Genomic DNA, 26,215 nt, shown 5'->3' on the forward strand with positions numbered 1-26,215 from the left:
AGCCAAGGCCGCGCCCAAAGGGGAGGCGAGCATGCAGGCAGCGGAAACGAGTATTGAGGTGAATCTGGAGGCCGGAGTGGCGACCGTGACGCTGAACCGGCCGCAAAGGCTGAACAGCTTCAACCCCGCCATGCACCAGGCCTTGGCGGCGGCCTTGGACCGCCTGCGCGACGACGCCGAGGTTCGGGCGCTGGTGCTGACCGGCGCCGGCCGCGCCTTCTGCGCCGGCCAGGATCTGAGCGACCGGGCGCCGGAGCCGGGGCAGCCGCCGGCGGATCTGGGATTGTCCATCGAGGCTTACTACGCGCCGCTGGTGCGGCGGCTGCGCGATATGCCCAAGCCGGTGATCGCCGCGGTCAACGGCGTGGCGGCCGGGGCCGGAGCGAATATCGCCCTGGCTTGCGATCTGGTGATCGCCGCCCGCTCGGCGAGTTTCATCCAGGCCTTCAGCAAGATCGGTCTGCTGCCGGACGCCGGCGGCAGTTACTGGCTGCCGCGTTTGCTGGGCCAGGCGCGGGCGATGGGGCTGGCGCTGCTGGCCGAGCCCTTGCCGGCCGAGCGGGCCGAGCAATGGGGCTTGATCTGGCGCTGCGTAGACGACGAGGATTTTCCCGCCGCGGTGCGGCAGCTTGCCGAGCAACTGGCCAGCGGGCCGACGCTGGCCTACGCGAGGATCAAGCAGGCGCTGCAGGCGGCCGAGGGCAACAGTCTGGAGCGGCAACTGCAATTGGAGCGCGATACGCAGCGGGAGCTGGGCTTCAGCGCCGATTACCGCGAAGGCGTGGCGGCTTTTCTGGGCAAGCGGCCGCCGCGCTTTGGAGGACGATGACCATGAAACTGGACAAGGAACAGCGCGTGGCGGTGATAGGCGCCGGCGCGATGGGGCGCGGCATCGCCGCGGTAGCCGCTGCGGCGGGGCATGAGGTCTATCTCTACGATCAGGACGCGGCTGCTGCTGCTGCGGCGCCGGATGCGATCGCCGCGGACTGGTCCGGCCTGGTCCGGCGCGGCAAATGGAGCCAGTCGCAACTGGACGCCGCGCGCCGCCGGCTGCGGCCGGCCTCCTGTCAGGAGGAGCTGGCCGACGCCGCCTTGGCGATAGAGGCCATCGTCGAACGTCTGGACGCCAAGCAGGCGCTGCTGCGTCAGTTGGACGCCCTGTTGCCGGCCTCCGCCATCCTGGCCAGCAACACCTCCTCTCTGTCCATTACCGCGCTGGCGGCGGGTCTGCGTCATCCCGAGCGGGTGATCGGTCTGCATTTCTTCAATCCGGCCACGCGGATGAAGCTGGTGGAAGTGGTGAGCGGGCTGGAGACCGCGCCGGCTTTGTCGGAGCGTCTGTGCCAGTGGATGCGCGCTTGGGGCAAGACGCCGGCGCCGGCCGCGTCCACTCCCGGCTTCATCGTCAACCGGGTGGCGCGGCCTTTCTACGCCGAGGCCTTGCGGCTGCTGCAAGAAGGCGCTTGCGCGCCATCCACATTGGACGCCTTGCTGCGCGAAGCTGGCGGCTTCGCGATGGGACCTTTGGAATTGATGGACCTGATCGGCCATGACGTGAATTTCGCGGTGACGCAGTCGGTATATCAGGCGATGCAGCAGGACCCGCGTTTCCGGCCGTCGCCGCTGCAGCAGGAGTTGGTCACGGCCGGCCGCCTGGGCCGCAAGAGCGGTCGCGGCTTTTACGATTACGGCCAGGCCTTGCCGGCGCCGGACGCCGCGCCGCCGCAAGCGGCGCCCGCGGCGCTGCGCGTGCATGGCGGCTTGGGCGCGGCCGAACCCTTGTTGGCGCGCTTGCGGGCCGGCGGCGTGCGTGTGGAACGCGAGCCGGGGCCGGCGCAGGGCTGGCTGGACTGGGACGGTTTGCGGCTGGCCCTGTCCGACGGTCGCAGCGCCACCCGCCGCGCCGCGGACAGCGGCCACGCCGGCTGGGCGGTGTTCGATCTGGCTCTGGATTACGCCAGCGCGCCGCGGCTGGCGCTGGCCATGGCGGACCAGGCCGCGCCGGAGGCGGCGGCGCGGGCGGAGGGCGTGTTGCAGGCGGCCGGCCTGCTGGTGTCGCGGATGGACGACGCCGCCGGCATGGCGGTGTTGCGCACCGTGGCGATGCTGGCCAACGAGGCGGCCGACGCGGTGGGGCAGGGCGTGGCCGCGGCGGACAGCGTGGATCAGGCGATGTGCCTGGGCGCCGCTTATCCCCGCGGTCCGCTGGCCTGGGCCGATAAGCTCGGCACGGACTATCTGGCGCAGACATTGGACGCTTTGCACGTGCACTACGGCGACGATCGTTATCGCGTCTCGCCGCTGCTGCGGCGGCTGGCCTTGTCCGGAGGACGCTTCCATGACTGAGACAGAAGCCGCTCGGCAACTTGCCGAGAACAGCGCGCTGGCGATGCTGAGCCAGGATCGGGCGTCGGCCAGCCTGGGCATGGAGCTGCTGGACGTGGCGCCGGGCCGGGCCCGGCTACGCATGCGAGTGCGCGACGACATGCTCAACGGTTTCCAGCTATGTCACGGCGGCCTGCTGTGCGCGCTGGCGGACACCGCCTTCGCCGTTGCCTGCAATAGCTGGGGCCCGAGGACGGTCGGCGCGGCCGTCAGCGTGGAGTATCTGCTGCCGGCCCGCGGCGGGGACTGTCTGCTGGCGGAGGCCGAGTGCCTGCATCAGGGGGCTCGGCAAGGTCTTTACGATGTGCGGATCAGCAATCAGCGCGGCGAAACCCTGGCCCTGCTGCGCGGCCGCTCGCACCGGAGCGGAGAGCGGGCCGAGTAAAAGGCCGCATGCCGTTTTTTGTTTCTCAATGCCCGTCCAAGGAGTGCAAGCCCGCCGTCTTGTCCAGCCAGCAGCAATTGGCCGCAGAGCCAGCCCCGAACCCACACAGGAGAAGCACCATGCCCGTCACCCGCCCTATGTCCAGCGAGCTGGACGCGATGGAAACCGCCAGCCGCGACGAACTGTCCGCCTTGCAGCTGCAGCGTCTGCAATGGACGCTGCAACACACTTACGACAATGTCGCGCCCTTTCGCGCCAAGTGCGAGCAAGCCGATGTCCATCCCCGGCAATTGCGGCGGCTGGAGGATCTGAGCCGCTTCCCGTTCACCAGCAAGGCGGATTTGCGCGACAACTACCCGTTCGGCCTGTTCGCGGTGCCGCGAGACCAGGTGTCGCGCATCCACGCCAGCAGCGGCACCACCGGCCAGCCCACGGTGGTGGGATACACCCGCAACGATATCGAGGCCTGGGCCACGGTGGTGGCGCGCTCCATCCGCGCCGCCGGCGGCCGGCGCGGCAGCATGGTACACATCGCTTACGGTTACGGCCTATTCACCGGCGGACTGGGCGCGCACTACGGCGCGGAACGCCTGGGGTGCACCGTGGTGCCGATGTCCGGCGGTCAGACCGAGCGCCAGGTGCAGCTGATCCAGGATTTCCGCCCGGACATCATCATGGTCACGCCGTCCTATATGTTGAACATCCTTGATGAAATGGAGCGCCGGGGCATGGATGCGGCGGCCTGCTCCTTGCAGGTGGGCATCTTCGGCGCCGAGCCGTGGACCGGGCAGATGCGGCAGGAGATCGAGCGCCGCGCCGGCATAGACGCGGTGGACATTTACGGCCTGTCTGAGGTGATGGGGCCGGGCGTGGCCAGCGAGTGCGTGGAAAGCAAGGACGGCCCGGTGATCTGGGAGGATTTCTTCTACCCGGAAATCATCGATCCGCACAGCGGCGAAGTGCTGCCGGACGGGGAGGAGGGCGAATTGGTGCTGACCTCGCTGACCAAGGAAGCGATGCCGGTGATCCGCTACCGTACCCGCGACCTGACCCGGCTGCTGCCGCCCAGCAGCCGTTCGATGCGGCGCATCGGCAAGATCGTCGGCCGGTCCGACGATATGTTGATCATCCGCGGCGTCAATGTGTTTCCCACCCAGATCGAGGAAGTGATTCTGCGGCAAACGGGGCTGGCGCCGCACTTCTATCTGGAGGTCGACAAAGACGGTCACCTGGACAGCCTGGCGGTCTTCGTCGAGCGCGAGCCCAGCGGGCCGGCGCGCGACGACGCCAAACAGCTGGCGGCGCGGCAGTTGCAGCACAGCATCAAGAGCCATGTCGGCGTAACGACCACAGTGCAGGTGGTGGAGCCGATGACCATAGAACGCTCGGTGGGCAAGGCGCGGCGGGTGGTGGACAAGCGGCCGCGCGACTAGGCGACGAGGGGCAGGTTGCGTTAATGCTTGTATTTTAATTGAACGACCGGTAAATTAATTAATATGCTGTTTCAGCGCGCCGGACATCCGCTTCCGGCGATGCTCACCTAGGAGGATGCGCCATGTACACCCAAGCCCTGGATCAGCCGGACATCGCCGCGGCGGCGGCTGAGCCGTCGCTTCAGCAGCAGGCCTTCGACGCCAAGCTGCAGGCGGAGGACAAGATAGAAGCGCGCGACTGGATGCCGCTCGCCTACCGCAAAACCTTGTTGCGGCAGATCTCCCAGCATGCGCATTCCGAAGTGGTGGGCATGCTGCCGGAAGGCAACTGGATCGGCCGCGCGCCCACGCTCAAGCGCAAGGCCATTCTGCTGGCCAAGGTGCAGGACGAGGGCGGTCACGGCCTTTATCTGTACGCGGCGGCGGAAACCCTGGGCAGCCCGCGCGACGAAATGGTGGCGACCTTGCTGTCCGGCCGCGCCAAGTACTCCAGCATCTTCAATTACCCCACTTTGTCCTGGGCCGACATCGGCACCATAGGCTGGCTGGTGGACGGCGCGGCGATCATGAACCAGATTCCGCTGTGCCGCTGTTCCTACGGCCCGTACGCCCGCGCCATGGTGCGCATCTGCAAGGAAGAAAGCTTTCACCAGCGCCAGGGCTACGAGCTGTTGCTGACGATGATGGGCGGCAGCGCGGAGCAGCGGGCCATGGTGCAGGAGTCGGTGAACCGCTGGTGGTGGCCGGTGCTGATGATGTTCGGCCCGCCGGACCGGGATTCGGTGCACAGCGCCAGCAGCATGCAATGGGGCATCAAGCGCATTTCCAATGACGATTTGCGGCAGAAGTTCGTCGACGCCATCGTGCCCCAGGCCGAAGTGCTGGGCATCACGCTGCCGGACCCGGCGCTGGTCTGGAACGAGGCGCGCGGTCATTACGACTTCGGCGAGCCGGATTGGACGGAGTTCAAGCGGGTGCTGGCGGGCGACGGCCCCTGCAACCGCGAACGCATGACCGCGCGCGTCCGCGCGCATGAAGAGGGGGCCTGGGTGCGCGCCGCAGCCCGAGCCTATGCCGACAAACAGGCGGCGCGCGCCGCCGCCTGATCAGGAGCCATCATGTCCGAGCCTAACGCCTGGCCGCGTTTCGAGGTTTTTGTCCTTGGCCGCAACGCCTTGCAATACAAGCACTCCAGCAGCCTGCATGCCGCCGATGCGCGCCATGCGCTGCTGCTGGCCAGAGACATCTATTTCCGCCGCCAAGAGGGCATCAGCCTGTGGGTGGCGCCCAGCGCCCGCCTAAGCGAGAACGGCGAGCCGCCGTCTGCGACAGAGGCCGAGGCGCCGCAACAGTACGAAGTGTTTTTGCAGCTCAAGCCGGGGCTGGATCATCTGCACGTCGCCAGCCTGCTGGCAGCGTCGGCATCGCAGGCCTTGGAGCGGGCGGAGCGGGCCTTCGGCGAGTTCCCGCCCGGCGCGGTCTGGGCGCTGCCCAGCGCGGCGCTGAGCTGCAGCGAGCCGGACGAACGCGAGATGCTGTTCGAACCGATGGCCAGCAAGACTTATCGCTTGCCCACCTTCTTCCAGTTGCCGGAAGCCGTGAACCATATGTGAGGAGTGCGCGATGTCTGTGCAGATAGCTGTGCAAACGCAGTCGCCGGCGACGGCGGACCTGATCGAATACGCGCTGCGGCTGGGCGACAACACCTTGTTGCTGGGCCAGCGCCTGGGCGAATGGTGCGGCCACGCGCCGGAGCTGGAGGACGATATCGCGCTGAGCAATATCGCGCTGGATCTGATAGGCCAGTCGCGCTTGCTGCTGAGTCTGGCCGGCGAATGGGAGGGACGGGGCCGGGACGAGGACGCGCTGGCCTATCTGCGCGACGCGCCGGCGTTCCGCAATCTGACCTTGCTGGAGCTGCCGAACGGCGACTTCGGCCAGACCGTGTTGCGCATCGCCCTGTTCAGCGCCTACCAAGTGGCTGTGTGGCGGGCCTTGCGCGGCGGCGGCGAAGCGCGGCTGGCGGCGATCGCCGGCAAGGCGCTGGAGGAAAGCCGCTACCACCTGCGCTACGCGGCGGAATGGGTGGTGCGGCTGGGCGACGGCACCGACGAATCGCGGCGGCGCATGCAGCGGGCGCTGACGCATTGGTGGCCGTATCTGGCCGAGATGTTCGACGACGACGCGCTGGAACGGCGCCTGGACGGCGTCGCGCCGCAAGCGGCTCTTCTGCGGAAGGAATGGGAGGAGTTGATGCTGCCGGTGCTGGCGGAGGCCACGCTGCGGCCCCCGGCGGATACCGAATATCGTTCCGGCGGCAAGCGCGGCGAACACAGCGAATCCTTGGGCCATGTGCTGGCGGAGATGCAGTTCCTGCAGCGCGCCTATCCCGGAGGGCGCTGGTGATGCGCGCCGCGCGGCTGAGCGTGGCGCAAGCCTGGCGGGTGCTGGACCAGGTGCCGGATCCCGAGGTGCCGGCGGTGTCGCTGTGCGATCTGGGCATCGTGCGCAAGGTGGCGCGGGTGGGGGAGGATCTGGAGGTCACGCTGACCCCCACTTATTCCGGCTGCCCGGCGACCGAGGCCATCGCCGCCTCGGTGCGGCAGGCCTTGGGTCAGGCGGGCGAAGAGCGGGTGGTGTTGCGCACCCAGCTGAGTCCGGCCTGGAGCAGCGACTGGATCAGCGCCGACGGCCGCGAAAAGCTGCGCCGTTACGGCATTGCGCCGCCGGCCTGCGCAAGGGCGGCCGAGGACGACTGGCAGCCGCTGCGCTTCCAAACGGCGCTGCCGGCCTGTCCGCAATGCGGCTCCGTCCGCAGCCGGCGGCTGAGCCAGTTCGGCTCCACCGCCTGCAAGGCGCTCTACCGCTGCGAGGCCTGTCTGGAGCCATTCGAGTATTTCAAGCCGATCTGAGTCCACTGAGGGACCGGAGTAAGGAGACCGGGATGAGACTAGCTTTCCATCGCCTGCGCGTCGTCGAACGCCGCCAGGAAACCGACGACGCCATTTCGCTGACCTTGGAGCCGCCGGCGGAATTTAAGGAGCGCTTCCGCTTCACCCAGGGCCAGCACCTGGTGTTTCGCGAACATATCGACGGCGTGGAGCAGCGGCGCACTTATTCGCTGTGCTGCGGCGCGGACGAAGGCATTTTACGGGTGGCGGTGAAGCGGGTGGAGGGCGGCGTATTCTCCAGCCACGTTCACCGGCATTGGCAGCTTGGGCAGGAGGTGGAAGCGATGCCGCCGGAGGGGCGCTTTTTCACGCCGCTGGCGGCGGAGCAGCGCAAGCACTATCTGGGCATCGTCGCCGGCAGCGGCATCACCCCCTTGCTGTCCACTTTGAAAACCACCTTGCGGCGAGAGCCGCACAGCCGTTTCACCTTGCTGTACGGTAATCGGCGGCGCGGCGGCATTCTGTTCGCCGATGAGCTGGCGGCGCTGAAGTCGCGCTATCCGGCGCGCCTGGCGGTGTATCACTTCCTCAGCCGCGAAGCGCAGCAGCCGGAGCTGTTTCACGGCCGTCTCGACGGCGAACGGCTGCACAGGGCGCTGGCCGCGCTGCTGCCGGACGGCGCGGTGGACGAAGCCTTCGTTTGCGGCCCCAACGATATGATTGATCAGGCCTGCGCCTGCCTGGAGCGCGTCGGGCTGGCCGCCGGACGCATCCATTACGAACGTTTCGGCGTACCGGGGCGCGGCGCGGCCAAACCGGCTGCGGCGGCCGAGGACAATCCGGCGGCCAGCGTCACCCTCATCATCGACGGACAGCAGCGCCAACTGGAACTGAGCGCCGGCGAACGCATCCTGGAAGCGGCCACCGCGGCCGGGGTCGACCTACCTTACTCTTGCCAAGGTGGGGTATGCTGCACCTGCCGAGCCAAGGTGCTGTCCGGCCGCGTGTCCATGGACAAGAATTTCGCCCTGGAAGCGGCCGAGGTGGAACAAGGCTTCGTGCTCGCCTGTCAGGCGCGTCCACGGACCCAGCAAGTGGTGCTCAGTTTTGATGAGCGTTGACGGTTGCTTGTCTAGAACCGCTGGCAAGCCCCGGTTTAACCGGGGTTTGCCTGGCGGCTCGTAGTCATCGGGGAGGTTCGCTGGTGCCGCGTCTGGTCTTTTCATTCAACCGATATGCGGATATGGCCAGAACAAAATCTCCCAATTACGAGGCGCAGCAACAAAACATACTGGAGAACGCTGCCCGCCTGTTTGCCGAGCAGAGTTTTCCCAGTGCTTCGATAGCCCAACTGGCTGAGCTGTGCGGCATGTCCAAGCCGCTGCTGTATCACTACTACCGCGACAAATCGCATCTGCTGTTCGACATTGCCGACACCTATGTGGATAGGTTGGTGGGCATCGTCGACGAGGCGGCGCGGCAAGCGCTGCCGGCGGACGCGCATCTGCGGCTGCTGATCGAGCGCTTCATGGAGGAGTACGCGTTCTCGCGCCATTACCACATGGTCTTGGTGCAGGACGTCAAATTCCTGGGCGAGGCGGACCGGCTGAAGGTGAAGGCCAAGCAGGCCGGCGTGGTGTCCGCCTTTGCCGAACTGATCGCCCGTTTGCGGCCGGAGCTGCCGGCGACGGAGGTCAAACCGGTGACGATGACCTTGTTCGGCATGATGAACTGGACCTTCACCTGGTTCCGCGCGGACGGCGCGGTGGACCGGCAGGGCATGGCGCGGATAGTCAGCCAGTTGTTTCTTCACGGGGTGTATGGATGTGGAGAGGGAACTGACCATGAGCGAGCATCTGAGGGAGCGCCGCGCTGAGCGGATCTGCCACCTGGAAATTCACCGGCCGGCGCAGCTCAATGCGCTGAGCCCCGAGCTGATGCGGGAGCTGGAGTCCGCGCTGGACGCGGCGGACGGCGATCCCGACATCAGCGTCATTCTGCTGTCCGGCACCGAGCAGGCCTTCGCCGCCGGCGCCGACATCGGCCGCATGGCCGAATGGGATTATCAGCAAGTCTTTCTCGACGATTACGTAAGCCGGCACTGGGAGCGCGCGCGCGGCGTGCGCAAGCCGCTGATCGCCGCGGTGCGCGGCCTGGCGATAGGCGGCGGCTGCGAGCTGGCGATGATGTGCGATGTGATCATCGCCGGCGAGTCCGCCCGCTTCGGCCAGCCGGAAGTCAAGCTGGGCACCCTGCCCGGCATGGGCGGCACCCAGCGGCTGCCGCGCGCCATCGGCAAGGCCAAGGCGATGGAATGGTGCTTGAGCGGCCAGCTCTATAGCGCCGACGAAGCCGAGCGCGCCGGCCTGGTGTCGCGGGTGGTGGCGGACGCCGACGTGCTGGCGACGGCGCAGGCGCTGGCCGCGCGGATGGCGGGCTACTCGCTGCCGGCGCTGATGCTGATCAAGGAGTCCTTGAACCGCGCTTTCGAATCCAGCCTGGCCGAAGGCCTGCTGTTCGAACGGCGCGCCTTTCACGCCAGTTTCTCGCTGGCCGATCAGAAGGAAGGCATGCAGGCCTTTCTCGACAAGCGGCCGCCGCAGTTCCAACACCGTTGATCCAGGAGGTTTCCCATGCCCCATGCCTATATCTGTGACGGCATTCGCACCCCGTTCGGCCGTTACGGCGGCGCGCTTTCCGGCGTGCGCGCCGACGATCTGGCGGCGCTGCCGCTCGCCGCGCTGATGCGGCGCCATCCGCTGGACTGGTCCTGCCTGGACGAGGTGATTCTGGGCTGCGCCAATCAGGCTGGCGAGGACAACCGCAATGTGGCGCGGATGGCGGCCTTGCTGGCCGGCCTGCCGCAGTCCGCGCCGGCGATCACGGTCAACCGCCTGTGCGCGTCCGGACTGGACGCGGTGGGTCTGGCCGCGCGGGCGATCGCCGCAGGCGAAGCCGAACTGGTGCTGGCCGGCGGCGTAGAGAGCATGTCGCGCGCGCCCTTCGTGCTGGGCAAGGCCGAGAGCCCGTTCGCGCGCAATGCGCGGATAGAGGACAGCACCATAGGCTGGCGCTTCGTCAACCCGGCGTTTCAGCGTCAGTTCGGCATCGACTCCATGCCGGAAACCGCGGAAAACGTCGCGCGCCAGTTCAAGATTTCCCGCGCCGATCAGGACGCCTTCGCGCTGCGCAGCCAGCAGCGTTACGCCGCGGCGCGCGAGCGCGGTTTCTTCGACGCGGAGATCCTGGCCTTGGAGCTGCCGCAGCGCAAGGGCGAGCCGCTGCGGGTGATCCGGGACGAACACCCGCGGCCGGCCACCACGCTGGCGGAGCTGGCGCGGCTCAAGGGCGTGGTGGCGGACGGCTCGGTCACCGCCGGCAACGCCTCCGGCGTCAACGACGGCGCGGCGGCGCTGTTGCTGGCCAGCGGCGCCGGGCTCAAGCGCCACGGCCTGCGTCCGCGGGCGCGGATTCTGGGCATGTGCTCGGTGGGGCTGGAGCCGCGCATCATGGGTATGGGGCCGGCGCCGGCGGCGGAAAAGCTGTTGCGGCGGCTGGGCCTGAGCGTGGCGGATATGGACGTGATCGAGCTGAACGAGGCATTCGCCTCGCAATCGCTGGCGGTGATGCGCCAACTGGGCTTGGCCGACGACGACGCCCGGGTCAACCCCAACGGCGGCGCGATCGCGCTGGGCCATCCGCTGGGAGCTTCCGGCGCCAGGCTGGCGCTGACCGCGCTGCGCCAGCTGGAGGCCAGCGGAGATAGGCTGGCGCTGTGCGCGATGTGCGTCGGCGTCGGCCAGGGCGTGGCCCTGGTGCTGGAGCGGGTGGAGGAGGCGTGATGGACGAACTGATCTTGCTGGATTATCCGGCCGCCGGCGTGGCGCGGCTGCGCCTGAACCGCCCGCAGGCGCTCAATGCCTTGAATACGGCGCTGCGGCGGGAGTTGGCGCGGCGTTTCCAGGAGCTGGCCGCCGCGGCCGACGTCAGGGCGATTCTGCTGTGCGGCGACCATCGCGCTTTCGCCGCCGGCGCGGACCTGACCGAGATGGCCGGCTGCGGCAGCATAGAGCTGATGCAGCGCCAGCTGCACAAGCTATGGCAGGCGATTGCCGACTGTCCCAGGCCGGTGATCGCGGCGGTGGCCGGCTATGCCTTGGGCGGCGGCTGCGAGCTGGCGATGCACGCCGACATCATCGTCGCCGCCGAATCCGCCCAGTTCGGCCAGCCGGAAGTCAAGGTGGGGGTGATGCCGGGCGCCGGCGGCACCCAGCGGCTGCTGCGGGCGGTGGGCAAGTTCCGCGCGATGAAGCTGCTGTTGACCGGCGAGCGCATCGGCGCGGCGGAGGCGCTGGCGATGGGCCTGGTCAGCGAGGTGACGGCGGACGAGGCGCTGGAAACGCGCGCGCTGGAGCTGGCGACGCAGATCGCCGCGCTGCCGCCGCTGGCGGTGGAGCAGATCAAGGAAGTGGTGCTGGCCGGCGCCGACGCGCCGTTGGCGACGGCGCTGATGCTGGAGCGCAAGGCGTACCAGCTCTTGTTCGCGTCGCGGGATCAGAAGGAGGGCATGCGGGCTTTCCTGGACAAGCGCGCGGCGGTGTTTCGGGGAGAATAGAAAAACCGGGCGACGATACCATCGCCGCCCGGTCCACTGGACTTGCTTAGACCCTGTTTACGATGCAGATCGTAAACAGGTTCTCAATGCGCGCCGCTGTCGCCGCCAGCAGCGGTGAACGGCGGCTTGGCGAACCACACCAGGCCGATCAACAGCACGAACAGCACGCCGGACAGCCAGAAAATCTCATTGGCCGCCATGATGTAGCCCTGCTTGGTGATTTGCAGCGAGGTCAGCGCCGCCTGCTGTCCGGAGGACAGGCCGGCCATGTCCAGCAGCCGGAACCAGGCGTTGGACGCCTGATCGTAGAGGCTGACATGCTCGGTCAGGCGCGCGTGGTGCATCGCCTCGCGACGGTCCCACATCGTGGTGGTGATCGAGGTGCCGATGCTGCCGGCCAGAATCCGCAGGAAGTTGGACAGGCTGGACGCGCTGGCGATCTGGCTGGGATGCAGGCCGGACAGGGTGATCGTGGTCAGCGGCATGAAGAAGCAGGCCACGCCTATGCCCTGCACCACCTGCGGCCACACCACGTAGGCGAAGTCCATCTGCGGGTTGAAAGTGCTGCGCCAGAAGAAGCAGATCGCGTACACGCTGAAGCTCACCGTCACCACCCAGCGCATGTCCAGCCGCTGCGCGTACTTGCCGATGATGGGCGACAGCACCACCGGGATCAGCCCGATGGGGGCCGCGGCCAGGCCGGCCCAGGTGGCGGTGTAGCCCATCTGGGTCTGCAGCATCAGGGGCAGCAGCACCACGGTGCCGAAGTAGAGCATGAAGCCCAGGCTGATGGCGACGGTGCCGACGGTGAAGTTGCGCTGCTTGAACAGGCTCAGGTCGACGATGGGATGTTTCTCGCCCAGCTCCCAGATCACCAGATAGACCAGCGCCAGCACCGCGATCACCGCCAGGGTGACCACCTCGGTGGAGTTGAACCAGTCCAGCTCTTTGCCGCGGTCCAGCACCATTTGCAGCGCGCCTACGCCGATCACCAGCAAGGCGAGGCCGATGCGGTCGATAGGCAGATCGACGGTTTCGGTTTCACGCGGCTTGAGGATGCGCCAGGAAATGAAGGCCGCCGCCAGTCCCACCGGCACGTTGATGAAGAAGATCCAGCCCCAGTGCCAGTTGTCGCTGATCACGCCGCCCAGAATCGGGCCGAACACCGGCGCGACGATCACCGTCATCGCCCATAGCGCCAGCGCCATGCCTTTCTTCTCCGGCGGGTAGCAGGACAAGAGCAGGCTCTGCGACAGCGGAATCATCGGGCCGGCCACCGCGCCTTGCAGCACGCGGAAGAAAATCAGCATTTCCAGGCTGCTGGACATGCCGCACAGCCAGGAGGTGAGCACGAAGAGCAGGGTGGAGGCGGTGAACAGCTTCACTTCGCCCAGGCGCTTGGCCAGCCAGCCGGTCAGCGGCACCGCGATGGCGTTGGCCACCCCGAAGGAGGTGATCACCCAGGTGCCCTGGCTGGTGGCCGCGCCGAGGTTGCCCGAGATGGTGGGCAAGGCCACGTTGGCGATGGTGGTGTCCAGCACTTGCATGAACACCGACATCGACAGCGCCAGCGTGATCCAGACCAGCTTGGAGCCGGTCAGTGGTGGATGATTCATGGTCCGGACCCCTTATTCGGCCTTGCCTTCACCCGCGTTGGCCGCCAGTAGCGTCCGCACTAGTTCGTCGGCCTGTTTCAGGTCCGGCAGCTGGCCGGAGACGTCCTGGTGGGCGACGAAGGGCTGGGCTTCGGCCACGGCCTTGCCGTCCGTGCTGGAGGTGTCCACCACGGCGTCCATGGACAGGCCGACGCGCAGCGGGTGCGATTGCAGGTCTTTCGGATCCAGCTGGATGCGCACCGGCACGCGTTGCACCACCTTGATCCAGTTGCCGGTGGCGTTCTGCGCCGGCAGCAGCGAGAAGGCGCTGCCGGTGCCGGCGGACAGGCCGACCACTTTGCCGTGATAGACGATCTTGCCGCCGTAGAGATCGGACTTCAGTTCCACCGGCTGGCCGATGCGGATCTTGGCCAACTGACCTTCCTTGAAGTTGGCGTCCACCCACAGGTTTTGCAGCGGGATCACCGACATCAGCGGGGTGCCGGCGGCCAGGCGCTGGCCAACCTGCACATTGCGGCGGGCGACGGCGCCGTCCAGCGGGGCCTTGATCTCGGTGCGCTGCAGCGCGAGCCAGGCTTCCTTCAGCCGGCTGGCGGCGGCCTTGACCGCAGGCTGCTGCGCCAGCGCGTCCTTGCCCAGCAGCGCGGCGCTGGCTTTTTGCTGTTCGCGCGCGGCGTCCAGCGCGGCCTTGGCGGCGGCGACGGCGTCGTTGGCGTGGCCCAGTTCTTCCGCCGACAGCGCGTCGGTGCCGGCCAACTGTTTGCGGCGTTTCAGGTCGGCGTCGGCGCGGGCCAGCTCGGTTTCGCGCAGGGTGACCTGGGCCGCCAGCTGCTGGGTGTTGCTCATCAATTGGCGGGTCTGACGCACGGCTTGGGCGAATTCATTGCGGGCGCGGTCGAAGTTCAGCTGCGCGTCGTTCTTGTCCAGGCTGACCAGCAATTGACCGGCCTTGACGTGCTGGGTGTCGTCCACCAGCACCTTGGCGACGGTGCCGCCCACTTCCGGGGTGACTTGCACCAGGTGGCCGCTGACATAGGCGTCGTCGGTGCTTTCCTGATGACTGAGCACCAGCGCCCAGTAGGCGCCGTAGCCGATGGCGATGGCGGCGAACAGGGTGGTGGCGACGATCAGATTGCGTTTGCGCCCTTGCGCGGTTTTGGTTTTCTTGTCCATGGATGCGTTCTCAGTGGGTGGCGGGCGCAGCGTTGAAGCCGCCGCCCAATGCGGTGTTCAGGGAGACCCAAGCCAGTTTGCGGCCGGCTTCGGCGTCGATGCGCGCCGACTGTTGCGCCAGCGCGCTGTCCTGGGCATCCAGCAGGTTCAGCTTGTTGATGATGCCGGCCTTGAAGCGGGCGGCGGCGGAGTCGGCGGCGCGGCCGCTGCTGTCCTGCGCCTGGCGCGCCTGTTCCAGTTGCTTGCCGCTTTGCTGCCAGCCGCTGACGGCGTCGGCGGCGTCGCGCATCGCGTCCAACACGGTCTGGTTGTAGCTGTGCACAGCCAGGTCGTAGCCGGCCTTTTGCTTGCCCAGATTGGCCTGGATCGCGCCGGAGTGGAAAATGGGCAGGCTGATCGCCGGCATGAAGCCCCAGAAGGTGGAGTTGCCGTTCATCAGCTTGTTCAGTTCCAGCGAGGTTTGGCCGGCGAAGGCGGTCAGCTTGATATTGGGGTAGAACTCGGCGCGCGCGGCTTTGACCGCGCCGGCCATGGCTTCCACCCGCGCGCGTTGGGCGGCGATGTCCGGGCGTTTGCCCAGCAGTTCCGCGTGCAGGCTGTCCGCGTCCAGCGGCGGCAGCGCCGCGCTCTTGGCGGCTTGCAGCGCGTTCAAGGCGTCCGGTCCCTGGCCGGTCAGCGCCGCCAGCGCGTGGCGGGCGCGGTCGCTGTCCTGGGCCAAGGCGCTTTGTTGTTGGCGCAGGCGGTGCAGCGAGACTTCGTTGCCGCGCTGGTTGTCGCCCGGCAGCAGGCCGGCGTTGATGCGGGCCTGAGTCAGCGTTTGACGGCTTTCCGCCAGCTGGATGCGCTTGGCCAGCACCGCGCTTTGCGCCTGCAGCCGCTGCAACTGGGTGTATTGGGCGATGACGGCCTGAGTCAGCGTCAGCCGGGTCTGAGCGCCTTCGAAGGCGATGGCTTGCTGTTGGCCGACGGCTTCGTCGATCTGGCCGCGGTGCTTGCCCCAGAAGTCGAACTCCCAGCTGCCCATCAGCATGGCGGTGTAGGCGTTGACGTAGTCGCGCGAGATCGGCGCCGGAAACTCGTAGTTCAGCTGGGTCATATTGGCGCTGAAATCGAGTTTGGGGCCGCTATTGCCTTCGACGATGCCGACGGCGGCGCGCGCCTGGCGCAGCCGGGCTTCGGCCAGCTTCAAGGACGGCGCTTCTTGCAGGGCGCGCGCCACCAACTGGTTCAGCGTCGCGTCGTTCAGCTGGGTCCACCAGTCGCTGGCGATCTGCCCGCCCTGGCCGTCGCTCAGCCGCAATTGCCCGGCATCGAGCTGCGTGGCCGGCGCGCTGTCCGGGCCGAAGCTCGCGCAGCCGCCCAACAGGGCGCTGAGCAGCAGGGCGCTGACGCCGTGCTGCCATTGAGTCTTTTTCACCTTGTGGGACTCCCCGTGTTCACTTGCTGTATTAGCAATTGATGAAGTGATTAATGATGTGATAGTCACGCAAGTTATTATAAGGACGAAAAAAAGCCGGTTCCCCAGCTTCAGCCGCCCAGGCTGCAGAGCAGTTTGCGCAATAAGCGTTCGAACTCCTGCTTTTCCGCGGCGTCGAAATCCGACCACAGCTCCCGGTGACATTCGCGGGAGACGGGTAGCAGCGATTCGACGAGTTGCACGCCCCCCGGCGTCAACTCCAGCAGGATCTTGCGTCGGTCTTCCGCGCTGGGCGAGCGGGCCGCCCAGCCGTTTTTGACCAGTTCGTCGGCGATGCGCGTGGCGTTGGTGCGCGATGAATCCAGCGTGTCGCTGATTTCAGACGGGTAGAGCGCCTGTTGCGGACAGGCGTACAGCGCCAGCAAGGCCATCCACACCGTCTCGTTGAGACCGTGATGCTTCAGCTTGTCGCACAGGTGGGCGGACAGCCGCGGCAGGATGTGGTACAGCAAGCGCGCCAGAATGACTTCCTGGCGCGGCACGCCGGGAAAACGCGCTTCGATCCGGTTGACGGCCTGCTCAAGCGTTTGAAATGACTTGGTTGGATTCATAGCCGTTATTTTAGTAACGGAAGTTACTATTCCGCAAGTGATAATTTTGAAGGCAATGGGCTGGACAGGGGCGGGCGCATGCAAAAACGCCCAAGGCCAAAGCCCTGGGCGCTGATGGGCGATGCCGGCTAAGGCTAGCCCAGCAGCTGCAGCACCCGCTCCGGCGGACGTCCCACCACGGCGCGATCGCCGCAAACGGCGATAGGACGTTCAATCAGCTTGGGATTGTCTATCATGGCGGTAATCAGGTGCTTGGGTTCCAGCGTGATGTCGTCCAGATAGAGTTCGGCGTACTCCTCCTCTTTCTGGCGGATCAGATCGCGCGGTTCCATATTCAGCAGCGTCAACAGGCGCTCCAGCTCTTCATAGCTGGGCGGGTGCTTCAAATACTCGACGATTTCGATTTCCGCGCCGGCGTTCTCCAGCAGGCTCAGCGCCTCCCTGGATTTGGAACAGCGCGGGTTGTGGTACAGGCGAATCATGCTGGTCTCTCCTTGTTATGGCCGGCGTGGAGTGGATTGATCGTGGCACGAAATCGAAGCCGGCGCCAGCGGCGCGCGCCTGAGCGTAGCGATATCCGGCTATGACGTTTTATTTACATCAGTCCGGTTTGGCAAGTTCCGGCCCAACCGTTACCATGCATTGACTCTCATTGTTATTTATCCGCCATGCATCCCACCACACGCAGCCACTTCGGGCTGGCAATCCTGTTGGCGGCCCTGTCCACGCTGGGGCCGTTTTCGATCGACACCTTCTTGCCGGCGATGAGCGCGATCGGGCAAAGCCTGGCGGTCTCGCCCTTGCAGATGCAGCAGGCGTTGACGGTATATCTATTGTCTTACGCGGTGATGATGTTGTGGCACGGTTCCATCTCGGACGCGGTGGGCCGCCGTCCGGTGGTGCTGGTCACCACCTTGCTGTTCAGCCTGGCGTCGATAGGCTGCGCGCTGTCGGACAGCCTGGGGCAATTGCTGTTGTTCCGCGCGCTGCAGGGCTTTTGCGGCGGCGCCGGCCTGGTGGTGGGGCGGGCCATCATCCGCGACAAGCTGGACGGCGCCGACGCTCAGCGGCTGATGTCGCAGGTGACCATGTTGTTCTCGCTGTCGCCGGCGATTGCGCCGGTGGTGGGCGGCTGGCTGTTCGGCGCCTTCGGCTGGCATTCCATCTTCGTCTTCATGGCGCTGATCGGCCTGGCGCTGTTCCTGATGAGCTGGTTCGCCTTGCCGGAAACCCATCACGAGTCCGCGCGGCAGCCCTTGAAGGTCAAATACCTGTTGGCCAATTACTGGCAGGTGGGGCGCAAGCGCGAGTTCCAGTTGCTGACCGCGGCGGTGTCCTTCAATTTCGCCGGCTTCTTCCTTTACATACCGTCGGCGCCGGTCTTCCTGATGCAGCATCTGCACCTGGGGCCGGAACAGTTTCTATGGATGTTCGGCCCGGCCGTGTCCGGCATCATGCTGGGCGCCTATCTGTCCGGCAAGATGGCCGGACGGGTGGCGCAGAAGGACATCGTGTCGCGCGGCTACGCGGTGATGTTCGTCGCCGCAGGCTGGAATCTGCTGTACAACCTGCTGGCATCGGAAGCCGCGATGCCGTGGGCGGTATTGCCGTTGGCGCTGTACACCACCGGCATGTCGATCGCCGCGCCGTCCATCACCCTAAACCTGATGGACCAGTTTCCATCGCTGCGCGGCACCGCTTCCTCGCTGCAGGGCTTCTTCCAGACCATGATGTCTAGCGTGGTGGCCGGCCTGATCGCGCCGCTGGTCTGGTCCAGCCCGCTGAGTCTGGCGGCCAGCATGATGGTGATGCTGGTCCTGGGCTTCGTGTTCCGGATGGGGTATAGGCGGCGGGTGACGCGCTAGCGCTCTTTCAGCGCCCAGTTCAACTCATGCAAGCGGCCGGACTGTTGCGCGATCTGGAAACGTTCGCGCAGCAGGGCCAGCGCGATGCCGAGCACCAAGCCGCTGAATAGTCCTGCGGCGGTGATCAAAGAACGGACGGGCTTGCTCTTGAGCTCGGGTATTGCCGCGCTGTCCAGTATCTGGATTTGGGACGAATCCTTGGCTTCATCGATTCTGGCCAGTTCATATTGTTTGGCCAGCAGCTCGAAAATCGTCTCTTGGTACTTTACCTCGCGCAGCCGTCTCAGGTATTCCAAGCCGGATTGTGGCATTTTGCCGGTGGGCACCATCACGTCGCCGGCGATTTCAGCGCCGTTTTCCAGTTTGGCCAATTGCGTTTTCAAACCGGCCAGTTCTTGCCGGCTGCGTTGATAGAGCGGGTTCTGCTCGGTGGCGTAGCTGCGCAGGGCCTCTAGTTGCACTTCCTTGGCGGCGATGTTGGCTTTCAGCTGGGTAACGGTGTTCATAATGGCCTGGACCTGACCATCCGGCTGGATCATGCCGGTGCGCTCCTGGGTCTGGCGCAGCGCGGTTTCCGCGGAGGCCAATTGCTCCTTGGTCTGTTTTAGCTGGGTCTCGAAAAACAGCCGGCGTTTGGCCGCGTCGGTGACCGCTAGGGATTGATTGAGCCGGATCAATTGGGCGATATAGCCGTTGGCCAGAGCCGCGGCGAATTGGGGATCCTTGTCTTCCACGTTGATGCTGATCAAGCCGTCCTTGCCGCTGTTGAAGGCGCTGGCGCTCTGTAATGCCTTTCTGGTTTCGTCCATCGTTTCCGTGGCGTAGCGCTGTTTCAATTTGAACTGTTGAATTAAATTGTCCGCCACCGTGCGGCTTTGCAGCAGGCCGATATAGAGTTCGCCCGGATTTTTCAGGCCGGCGATGCCTCCGGCCGCGCCGGCCAGTCCGCCCAGTTGGCCCAGCAGCATATTCATGCTCGAACTTTCGGAAGGTACGGTTTGAGCTTCTGCCCTGTCGTGTGTGGACATGTCTGAATCCCGAGTTAAGTGATGAAGCCTTGTCTTATTTCAAGACCTTCAAGCCGGCGGCGCCCAGCCCGAATTGATAGAGAATCGAGGTCCATTCCTTCAGCGACTGGGTCCAGCTGCTGACGACGAGCTCGTCGGGAACGACGATGGTGTCGCCCGGATTGATGCGTTTGCCGCCCAGGCTGTTGAACCAGCCTGCATTATTATTGCTGGCCACAGTGCCATCGGCGCGGATCACGTAGGTCGCGGACTTGTCGCCGGTCTGGCTGATGCCGCCGGCCAGGTCCAGATAGTCTTTCACCGAGCGTTGCGGCCTGTAGATGAAGGCATTGCTTTGGTAAACCGATCCCAGGACATTGACGGTGCCGGGCCGGCGCGGGATGGTGATGGAGTCGCCGTTCTGCAGGGGCAGATCGGGCAGGTCCTTGACCTGGGCGCCGCTGCCGCTCAGTTCCAGCACGACGCGCCCTTCCGCTTTGATGGTGCGCATTTTTTCCGCCAGTTTGCGCTGACGCTCGACTTCCGCGGTAATGGCCGCGACATTGTCTTTATCGGTCTGTTTGGACAGGCGCGCGGCGGAGGCTTGCTCCAGTTCCTTTTCAAAGCGATTGGCCACCTCATCCAGCTTGGCCTGCTGTTCTTTCTTGATGTTCTCGCGCTGTAAATTGGTGGCGAAGACATAGCCATTTTCCGTGGAGCCGCCCAGGCGCATGACCAAATCGCGCAAGGTCTCGCCTTTTTGCAGCAGGAAGGTGCCGGTTTGCTTGACTTCTCCGCTGACGCGGACGTATTCGGCGTCTTGCTGGATATTTACCGGTAGGGCATTGGGCGCGAACACCCGGAAAATATCGCTAGCCGCCAGTTTGAGTTGTCTTAGGGCGACGTTATCAAGACCGTTTTTTTCGTTTGGCGTTTGCCATTGCGGTTCGAAGCGATTGTCTACGCTTTTCTCCAATTGCCAGGCCTTGCCTTCCGCCGCCGACTCCAGTCCGCCGGCCCAGTGCAATAGGTCAGCGACGCTGTCGCCGTCGGTAAACTCATAGATGGCGGGATGTTTGACATCGCCCTGCAGGGCGACTCGTTTGCCCGTCGGTCGGATTTGAATCACATCGCCGTCGCGCAGGGTCAGATCGCTGGATTTGTCCCCATCCACCAGAATCTTGTAGAGATCCAGCTGACCGACAGCCTTGCCGTCGCGCATCAATTGGATATGACGCATCGATCCATTGTCGTTGGGGCCGCCGGCGGCAAACAGCGCGTTCAGCAAGGTGCTCATCCCGCCCAGGGTATAGCTGCCGGGCGCGCGCGCATTGCCGACGACGTATACCTGCACGGCGCGGGTTTGCAGCAGGCTGGCGCTCAGATCGAAGTTGTGGAATACGCGCGAGACGCTTTTTTTCAGCGTGTCTTGCAAATCCCTGAATTTCACGCCGGCCACTGCGATGGTGCCGACTCTGGGCAGATAGACCGTGCCGTTGCGTTCCACGGTCAGGGTCAGGTCGATATCGACCATGCCCCAGCCCTTGACCTGGATCTGGTCGCCGGCGCCGATCACATAATCCGGATTGACCTGGGCGGCGCCGCTGGGGGCAAAGGTTGACGGAGGGTTGTCGAACAGGTCCGCGCCAAAGACTGGCAGGATGTTGCCGGTGGCGACTTTCACGTATTCGACGAAGGGCGGCAACTTTTCTTCCTGCAACTCATTCTGCAACGGGTCGCGTTTGCCTGGTTTCGTGCTGGTAGGCGTCGGCAATCTGCGCTGCTGCTGCCATTGCGGTTGCGGTGTTTGCGGCGGCCACGCTTGCGGTTGGGCAAGCGGGGCCTGATTGTTGATACTGGGTTGTCCGTACATCATGGGGTCCGGCTCATAGCTGGGCATCATGGTGCTGGAGAAATTGCCGGCGGCGTTTGCGGCCGCGTAGACGGGACTGGCGACGCACAGGGTGATAAGCAGCGGGATCATCTGGCGGCGGAGGCTTGGATAAGCAGTCATGGTCGCGAGCGAATGGGTCATGGGCGGTCGTCTCAATCCAGTGATTTCGAAACTTGGATGCCGGCCTGCTTGGGGCCCAGCATCAGCGAGGTGCGGTAACGGGACTCGTCCCGCTGGGCATGCCAGAGCCAGGAGCCGGAGGCGTAGCCGAGCAGGCTGCCGGCGGCGATGTCGGACAACCAGTGATCCTTGCCGGCGACGCGGCCGAGCGCGCCGACAGCGGCCAGACCATACAGCCAGGGCTGATCGTACTCCTTGGCAAACGGCGTCAGCGCGCCGAACAGCACTGCGGCGTGATTGGAGGTGAAGCTGCTTTGGAAGCGGGAGCTGCCCGCCGGCTGCTGTTGCCAAGGGTTATCGCTGGCGTTTGGCCGTGCTCGGTTGCCCAAGCCTTTCAGCGCGATGCTGCCGGCGGCGGACAGCGCCGAGGATTCCAGCGCGATCAAGCCGGTGTTGCTCAGCCTGTCGTCGCCCAGCGCGAAAGCGCCGCCCGCCAGACCTAGTGCGGCAACAGGGAGGGTCTTGCCAATTTGCTTCCAGCCCTTGAGCAGGCGGTTGTCCTGATGCCGGCCCACCGCCTGGTTCACCGGCTTGTCCAGGGCTATCGCCGCCAGGGTCATGCCGGCGGCAATGGCCACGGCGCCTGGCTTGTCCTCCGTGGATGCGAATTGCTTGGAGGAGTCGCTCAGCCGCAGCCGCACCGATGGCCAGGGATGGAAAGACGGAGCGGGCGGGTTGACTTGAGGCAGGTCTTGCTCATCCGGCCGTTCGGCGAAATTGCCTAGGCCGTCGTAGGCGTTCACATCGCTGCGCGGGTCGTTGAGCTGGTCGTAGAGATCTCCGGGCGACAACACCATTTGGCCGACATCTCGCGTCCATGGGGACAGGGCGAAATTGCCCACCGCCTGGGTGTCCAGCGTCAACATGCTGTTCAGCGGGATGGAAATGAACAGACCCTTGTCCTTATAGGGCGAGCTGGGCGTGCCGGGCGAGGTGATGTCGTTGCCGTTGGTGCTGGTGTACCAGGCGCCGATCTCGATGCCGGAACGAAAGCGGCGTTTCAGCTCCAGACGGGCGCCGCTGTCTTTGGCGAGAAAGCGGCCCGCCCGCACCGTGGCGGTGACGTTCATCGGCAATTTATAGTGCAGCGAGGCCAGCGCGGTGACGGTCTGGTAATCGCGCTTGCCGAGCCAGCCCTTGAAGTCGCGCTGCTGCAAGGCGTCCACGGCGAGGTCTATCGCCCAGTGGCGGGTTTCGGGGTAATAGATGACCTGGCCGCCGGCGCCGCGGAACATTTCCTCGTAAATGCCGGCGGAGGCGCGGGCATAGGTATTCGGCCCCAGGGTCAGATACTGGTTCAGCAGCAGGCGGTCCAGCTTGGGAGAATTGGTTTTCTTGTATTCGGCCACGTCGGAGCGAACATGAGGCAGCAGGCTGTTGGACGTCTGTTTGACACCGGAGACCGTGTTGTAGAGATTGGCGCTGAGCGCGCTATTCAGAAACAAGCCGGTTCCCACTCGCCGCGTATAGGTGGCGGCGGCGGCGATTTCATAGCGGAAGGCGCCGCTGGGGTCATTGAAGTAAACCCCGGTCTTGGGCACCAGCCGGAAACGATTGGCCTCGTTGTCCTCGGCGTTAAGCTGGACGATGTCGCCGTCCTTGCCCGCCAAAATCTCCAGGTTGACGCTGTCTTTGATGCTGGCGCTAAGCTGCTGCGCGTCGACTTCCTCCAACTCCAAATTCTTGCCCGGCGTGATGCTGACGCTTTCCAGAAAGCGTTGGCGATCGATCTTGCCCAGCAGGTAGTCGTTCAAGGTGGGTAGCTTGAAAAAGCTATAGGTCGCGATCGGCTGTTCCAGCTTGGTGTAGACCACGCGGATGCTGCGCGTTTCAATCGGGGTAAAGTACAGCGCGGTGCGAACCGCGCGGCCCACCGCGCGGCCCACATTGGAAATTCGGCTATTGCTCAGTTCCAGCACGAACTCGTCGCCACGCATGCTGATGCGGATGTTTTTGAAATCCTGTTTGCTCAGTGCGCTGACCAGGCCGTGGCCATAGGCGCTATCGGCATGCCATTGTCGCAAGGTGGGACGGAGCGGTACTTCGGGGCCGCCGCTGAAATAAGCGGGCTCGCTGATTTTGGGAACGAATTCGCGCTCATTCAAGGGGATTTCGATAGAGGCGTTCAGGCTGGCATGGTTTTTTTGCTTGGCCAATTGCAGGCCCAGCCAGCCCCATCGATATTCAAGGCCGGCCGCAGGCCCTTTTTCCCTTTGCGCGGCGGAAGTGTCTTTGGCGCGGAAATCCGATGTGTAGTGATTGGCGTCGTATTCCGCGACCAGCGACCAGCGGGGGAAGCGTTCCGGCGTCCAGCGCAGGCCGCCGAAAGGGCCCTCGATCCGGCCGGAGCCGACGCCCGCCGAAACTTCCAGATTCGGCCGGAGCTGTTTGCTGGCCACCAGATAATTGCCGCGCCACAGGGCGGTGCCGAAAATATCCGTTCGGCCATAGGAGAGCGCGGGCCAAAAGTCGGATTCTTCGAGCAGACGCCATTTGGTGTCGATGGCTTTGTCTTTATAACTGCCGTAGCCGCCGCCGTATTGCTGATCGTCAAAGCCGGCAATGCCGGAAATAGAGATATAACGCCCCGAAATCTGCAGAAAGGGAAGCGCCGTCGCCGAGACCCATAAGGTGTTGTATGGCTTGTCGAAGCTGAATCCAAAGCTTAAGGAGCCATCGCGGCCAGGATCCGCCGATGGCATATTGATGTAGCCGGATTGGCCATTGAGCGACGGTTGCGCGTAAACCGGCAACAGCAGGCCGCAACTACCCCGAAAACGATCCCTTTTATCAGAATGCCACGCATGGATTGCTTTATTTAGAGTTATTGATTTGGTCTTGCAAACAACAAATGAATATCAATAAAGAACGTCAAGCTTACGCAGCGCCTGTGTCAGACGCAGGCAGAAACACAGGCAGCCTGTTGCGGGAGCAGGCAGGCTGCCTGTTTGGGACGAAGGCCAGTGTCCGGTCAAGCCGCAGTGCATAGGCACGGCGGCTTAATGGTGGGTGGTGGCGGAGTGGGAGGTAGAGGAGTCGCTGTTGCTGGAAACCGCAACCGCTGCGGCAACCGCTGCGCCGATGGCGGCGATGGTGCCTACGCTCAGGCCGGCAATGCCGGCGGTGGTGCCGGCGGCGCCAGCGGCTGCCGCGGAGGTGGTGCCGGCGGCGCTGCTGCCCGCGGCCGAGGTCGCTGCGGCTTCCTCTGCGGCGAACACCGGAGCAGAGAGCAGGCCAGCCAAGGCAAGAATAAAGACTTTCTTCAACATGATAGTGTGCCCTTGTGTATTTGTGCTTCGAAGTTAATCTAAGTGCAACATTTAAAACAGGAAAACTATCAACTTCATAAAACCAATACTACTTGCCATCAGCATAGTGCAAGACTGTAAGTCTGCAAAGTGACAACTGGGGTTTTGTCAACGCGACGGGAATGAGTGTGCCATTAATGTCGCAGCCAGCAGTCGCTGCGCGAGCGATGCGCCTCCAGCACGGTTTGGAAGACTTTGGGATCCTTGGTGTAGGTCATCTCGCCCGCTGTCGGGAAATGCAGATCCTGCAACCGCGACACCCAGAAGCGCAGCGCGGCGGCGCGCAGCATCAGCGGCCAGGCTTTTTTCTCTTCCGTGGTGAGTTCGCGTTCCGATTGATAACCGGAGAGCAGCACGGCGGCGCGCTCGTCGTCTATGCCGTGGTCCGCCCTGCGGGCCCAGTCGTTGACGGCGATGGCCAGGTCGTAGAGCAGCACGTCGTTGCAGGCGTAGTAAAAGTCGATAAAGCCGGCGATGCGGTCGCCGTCCAGCAGCACATTGTCGCGGAATAGATCCGCATGGATCACGCCGGAGGGCAGGTGATCGAAGCGGTGGCTGTCCTGGAGTTGCACTTCTTCGCGCAGCAAGGCGGCGGCGTCTTCGTCCATGCGGGGGTAGACCTGGCGCGCGGTTTCGCTCCACCAGCGCGGACCGCGCGGATTGGCCATCTTGCCGGGGAAGGTGGCGCCGGCGATATGCATTTGCGCCAGCATTTCTCCTACGGCGCGACATTGCGCCGGGGTGGGCTGCGCGACGTCGGCGCCGTCCAGGCAACTGACCAGGCAGGCCGGCTTGCCGGCCAGCATCGAGGCGAACTGGTCGGTGTTGTCGGCCACCGGCGCCGGGCAGGCCACGCCGTGGCGCGCCAGGTGGCTCATCAGCGTCAGGTAATAAGGCAGTTCCTGCAGCTTCAGCGCTTCGAACAGCGTCAGCACATAGCGGCCGTGCGTGGTGGTGAGGAAGTAATTGGTATTGGTGATGCCGGAGGCAATGCCCTTCAAGTCCAGCAACTGGCCCAAGGTGTAGCGCTTGAGCCATTCCTGCATCTGGTCATGGCTGACCGTGGTGTAAACCGACATAGTGGCCCTCTCAGAACCGGATCAGCACCCAGCGCGGGATGATGATGCGGTTGGCGGGGTCGATCTGCTTCATGGTGCCGGAGCCGTTGTCGTCCATCAGGTAATAGGGCACGCCGTGCGACGGCGTCACCTTGACCATATAGAGGTGGCCGTTGAGCCGGTATTCTTCGATCTTCTCCTCGCCCTTCTGGATGATGCGCACCTCCGGTTCCGCGGTGGCGGCGTTTTGTTCGCTGATCGTCGGCGGCGGCGGCACCGGGGTCTTGGCGGGAGGGGGCGTATCGGCCCAGGCGGCTGTCAATGGCAGCAGGGCGAGGGCGGCGAGCAGGCGGCGCATGGCGTGGTCCTTGATTGTC

General features: G+C 64.9%; 25 protein-coding genes. 14 read left to right on the forward strand and 11 right to left on the reverse strand.

All coding sequences use genetic code 11. The features are described 5' to 3' along the window. The first annotated feature begins 31 nt into the window (after positions 1–31). From paaG to HQN78_RS21575, 13 genes are all read left to right on the forward strand, one after another. A complete protein-coding gene (paaG, locus tag HQN78_RS21515; RefSeq protein WP_107800776.1) occupies positions 32–829 on the forward strand; it encodes a 2-(1,2-epoxy-1,2-dihydrophenyl)acetyl-CoA isomerase PaaG in 798 nt (265 codons plus the stop codon). A gap of 2 nt (positions 830–831) precedes the next feature. Then, positions 832–2,346 (forward strand): 3-hydroxyacyl-CoA dehydrogenase, encoded by a 1,515-nt coding sequence (locus HQN78_RS21520; RefSeq protein ID WP_235086119.1) that lies wholly within the window; start codon positions 832–834, stop codon positions 2,344–2,346. Next, a complete protein-coding gene (paaI, locus tag HQN78_RS21525; RefSeq protein ID WP_107800774.1) occupies positions 2,339–2,770 on the forward strand; it encodes a hydroxyphenylacetyl-CoA thioesterase PaaI in 432 nt (143 codons plus the stop codon). Before HQN78_RS21520 ends, paaI begins: the two co-directional genes overlap by 8 nt. Before the next feature lie 119 nt (positions 2,771–2,889). Beyond that, positions 2,890–4,203 (forward strand): phenylacetate--CoA ligase PaaK, encoded by a 1,314-nt coding sequence (gene paaK / locus HQN78_RS21530; protein WP_107800773.1) that lies wholly within the window; start codon positions 2,890–2,892, stop codon positions 4,201–4,203. Positions 4,204–4,325: 122 nt separating this feature from the next. Further along, positions 4,326–5,309: a 1,2-phenylacetyl-CoA epoxidase subunit PaaA gene (gene paaA / locus HQN78_RS21535; RefSeq protein ID WP_235086121.1), complete on the forward strand. Its 984-nt coding sequence runs from the start codon at positions 4,326–4,328 to the stop codon at positions 5,307–5,309. 12 nt (positions 5,310–5,321) lie between these two features. Then, positions 5,322–5,816, forward strand: a complete 495-nt coding sequence (locus HQN78_RS21540; protein WP_235086124.1) for a hypothetical protein — start codon at positions 5,322–5,324, stop codon at positions 5,814–5,816. Between the two features lie 10 nt (positions 5,817–5,826). Beyond that, entirely contained in the window at positions 5,827–6,609 is a 783-nt protein-coding gene (paaC, locus tag HQN78_RS21545) for a 1,2-phenylacetyl-CoA epoxidase subunit PaaC (RefSeq protein ID WP_235086126.1), read from the forward strand. Continuing rightward, complete coding sequence (gene paaD, locus HQN78_RS21550; RefSeq protein ID WP_235089885.1) at positions 6,609–7,115, forward strand: 1,2-phenylacetyl-CoA epoxidase subunit PaaD; 507 nt, start codon at positions 6,609–6,611, stop codon at positions 7,113–7,115. The genes paaC and paaD overlap by 1 nt, the downstream gene beginning before the upstream one ends. 32 nt (positions 7,116–7,147) lie before the next feature. Further along, the gene (gene paaE, locus HQN78_RS21555; protein ID WP_235086129.1) at positions 7,148–8,215 is read left to right on the forward strand and encodes a 1,2-phenylacetyl-CoA epoxidase subunit PaaE; all 1,068 of its coding nucleotides are present in this window, start codon (positions 7,148–7,150) and stop codon (positions 8,213–8,215) included. Positions 8,216–8,337: 122 nt separating this feature from the next. Continuing rightward, a complete protein-coding gene (locus HQN78_RS21560) occupies positions 8,338–8,970 on the forward strand; it encodes a TetR/AcrR family transcriptional regulator (RefSeq protein ID WP_107800769.1) in 633 nt (210 codons plus the stop codon). Then, complete coding sequence (locus tag HQN78_RS21565) at positions 8,939–9,712, forward strand: enoyl-CoA hydratase-related protein (protein WP_107800768.1); 774 nt, start codon at positions 8,939–8,941, stop codon at positions 9,710–9,712. Before HQN78_RS21560 ends, HQN78_RS21565 begins: the two co-directional genes overlap by 32 nt. A gap of 15 nt (positions 9,713–9,727) precedes the next feature. Further along, positions 9,728–10,936 (forward strand): 3-oxoadipyl-CoA thiolase, encoded by a 1,209-nt coding sequence (gene pcaF, locus HQN78_RS21570; RefSeq protein WP_235086131.1) that lies wholly within the window; start codon positions 9,728–9,730, stop codon positions 10,934–10,936. Next, positions 10,936–11,709 carry an enoyl-CoA hydratase-related protein gene (locus HQN78_RS21575; protein WP_235086134.1) on the forward strand — a complete coding sequence of 258 codons (774 nt, stop codon included), beginning with the start codon at positions 10,936–10,938 and terminating at the stop codon, positions 11,707–11,709. Before pcaF ends, HQN78_RS21575 begins: the two co-directional genes overlap by 1 nt. 83 nt (positions 11,710–11,792) lie before the next feature. On the opposite strand, the gene HQN78_RS21580 is transcribed toward HQN78_RS21575, so the two are convergent. The 5 genes from HQN78_RS21580 to arsC all read right to left on the reverse strand — a co-directional run bounded on the left by HQN78_RS21580 (position 11,793) and on the right by arsC (position 17,008). After that, positions 11,793–13,325: a DHA2 family efflux MFS transporter permease subunit gene (locus HQN78_RS21580; protein ID WP_107800765.1), complete on the reverse strand. Its 1,533-nt coding sequence runs from the start codon at positions 13,323–13,325 to the stop codon at positions 11,793–11,795. 12 nt (positions 13,326–13,337) lie between these two features. After that, entirely contained in the window at positions 13,338–14,498 is a 1,161-nt protein-coding gene (locus HQN78_RS21585; protein WP_107800764.1) for an EmrA/EmrK family multidrug efflux transporter periplasmic adaptor subunit, read from the reverse strand. 10 nt (positions 14,499–14,508) lie between these two features. Beyond that, positions 14,509–15,915, reverse strand: coding sequence for an efflux transporter outer membrane subunit (locus HQN78_RS21590; protein WP_227105313.1), 1,407 nt, complete (start codon positions 15,913–15,915; stop codon positions 14,509–14,511). A 110-nt stretch (positions 15,916–16,025) separates the two neighbouring features. Beyond that, on the reverse strand, positions 16,026–16,526 hold the full coding sequence (locus HQN78_RS21595; protein ID WP_043635397.1) for a MarR family transcriptional regulator: 501 nt from the start codon (positions 16,524–16,526) through the stop codon (positions 16,026–16,028). Positions 16,527–16,660: 134 nt separating this feature from the next. Then, on the reverse strand, positions 16,661–17,008 hold the full coding sequence (gene arsC / locus HQN78_RS21600) for an arsenate reductase (glutaredoxin) (RefSeq protein ID WP_235086136.1): 348 nt from the start codon (positions 17,006–17,008) through the stop codon (positions 16,661–16,663). Between the two features lie 186 nt (positions 17,009–17,194). Here arsC and HQN78_RS21605 point away from each other — a divergent pair, with 186 nt between their 5' ends. After that, the gene (locus tag HQN78_RS21605) at positions 17,195–18,391 is read left to right on the forward strand and encodes a multidrug effflux MFS transporter (protein ID WP_235086138.1); all 1,197 of its coding nucleotides are present in this window, start codon (positions 17,195–17,197) and stop codon (positions 18,389–18,391) included. On the opposite strand, the gene HQN78_RS21610 is transcribed toward HQN78_RS21605, so the two are convergent. The 6 genes from HQN78_RS21610 to HQN78_RS21635 form a co-directional block, all read right to left on the reverse strand. Then, complete coding sequence (locus HQN78_RS21610) at positions 18,388–19,365, reverse strand: GNVR domain-containing protein (RefSeq protein ID WP_235086140.1); 978 nt, start codon at positions 19,363–19,365, stop codon at positions 18,388–18,390. The genes HQN78_RS21605 and HQN78_RS21610 overlap by 4 nt on opposite strands. A gap of 88 nt (positions 19,366–19,453) precedes the next feature. Then, positions 19,454–21,382: an SLBB domain-containing protein gene (locus HQN78_RS21615; protein ID WP_235086143.1), complete on the reverse strand. Its 1,929-nt coding sequence runs from the start codon at positions 21,380–21,382 to the stop codon at positions 19,454–19,456. A gap of 62 nt (positions 21,383–21,444) precedes the next feature. Then, positions 21,445–24,225: a YjbH domain-containing protein gene (locus HQN78_RS21620; RefSeq protein WP_255701194.1), complete on the reverse strand. Its 2,781-nt coding sequence runs from the start codon at positions 24,223–24,225 to the stop codon at positions 21,445–21,447. A gap of 246 nt (positions 24,226–24,471) precedes the next feature. After that, positions 24,472–24,741, reverse strand: coding sequence for a hypothetical protein (locus HQN78_RS21625; protein ID WP_019101144.1), 270 nt, complete (start codon positions 24,739–24,741; stop codon positions 24,472–24,474). Positions 24,742–24,914: 173 nt separating this feature from the next. Then, the gene (gene thrB, locus HQN78_RS21630) at positions 24,915–25,859 is read right to left on the reverse strand and encodes a homoserine kinase (RefSeq protein ID WP_235086148.1); all 945 of its coding nucleotides are present in this window, start codon (positions 25,857–25,859) and stop codon (positions 24,915–24,917) included. A 10-nt stretch (positions 25,860–25,869) separates the two neighbouring features. Continuing rightward, the gene (locus HQN78_RS21635) at positions 25,870–26,196 is read right to left on the reverse strand and encodes a DUF2782 domain-containing protein (RefSeq protein WP_235086150.1); all 327 of its coding nucleotides are present in this window, start codon (positions 26,194–26,196) and stop codon (positions 25,870–25,872) included. Between the last annotated feature and the right edge of the window lie 19 nt (positions 26,197–26,215).

Source organism: Chromobacterium sp. Beijing (assembly GCF_021496765.1).
Classification (GTDB): domain Bacteria; phylum Pseudomonadota; class Gammaproteobacteria; order Burkholderiales; family Chromobacteriaceae; genus Chromobacterium.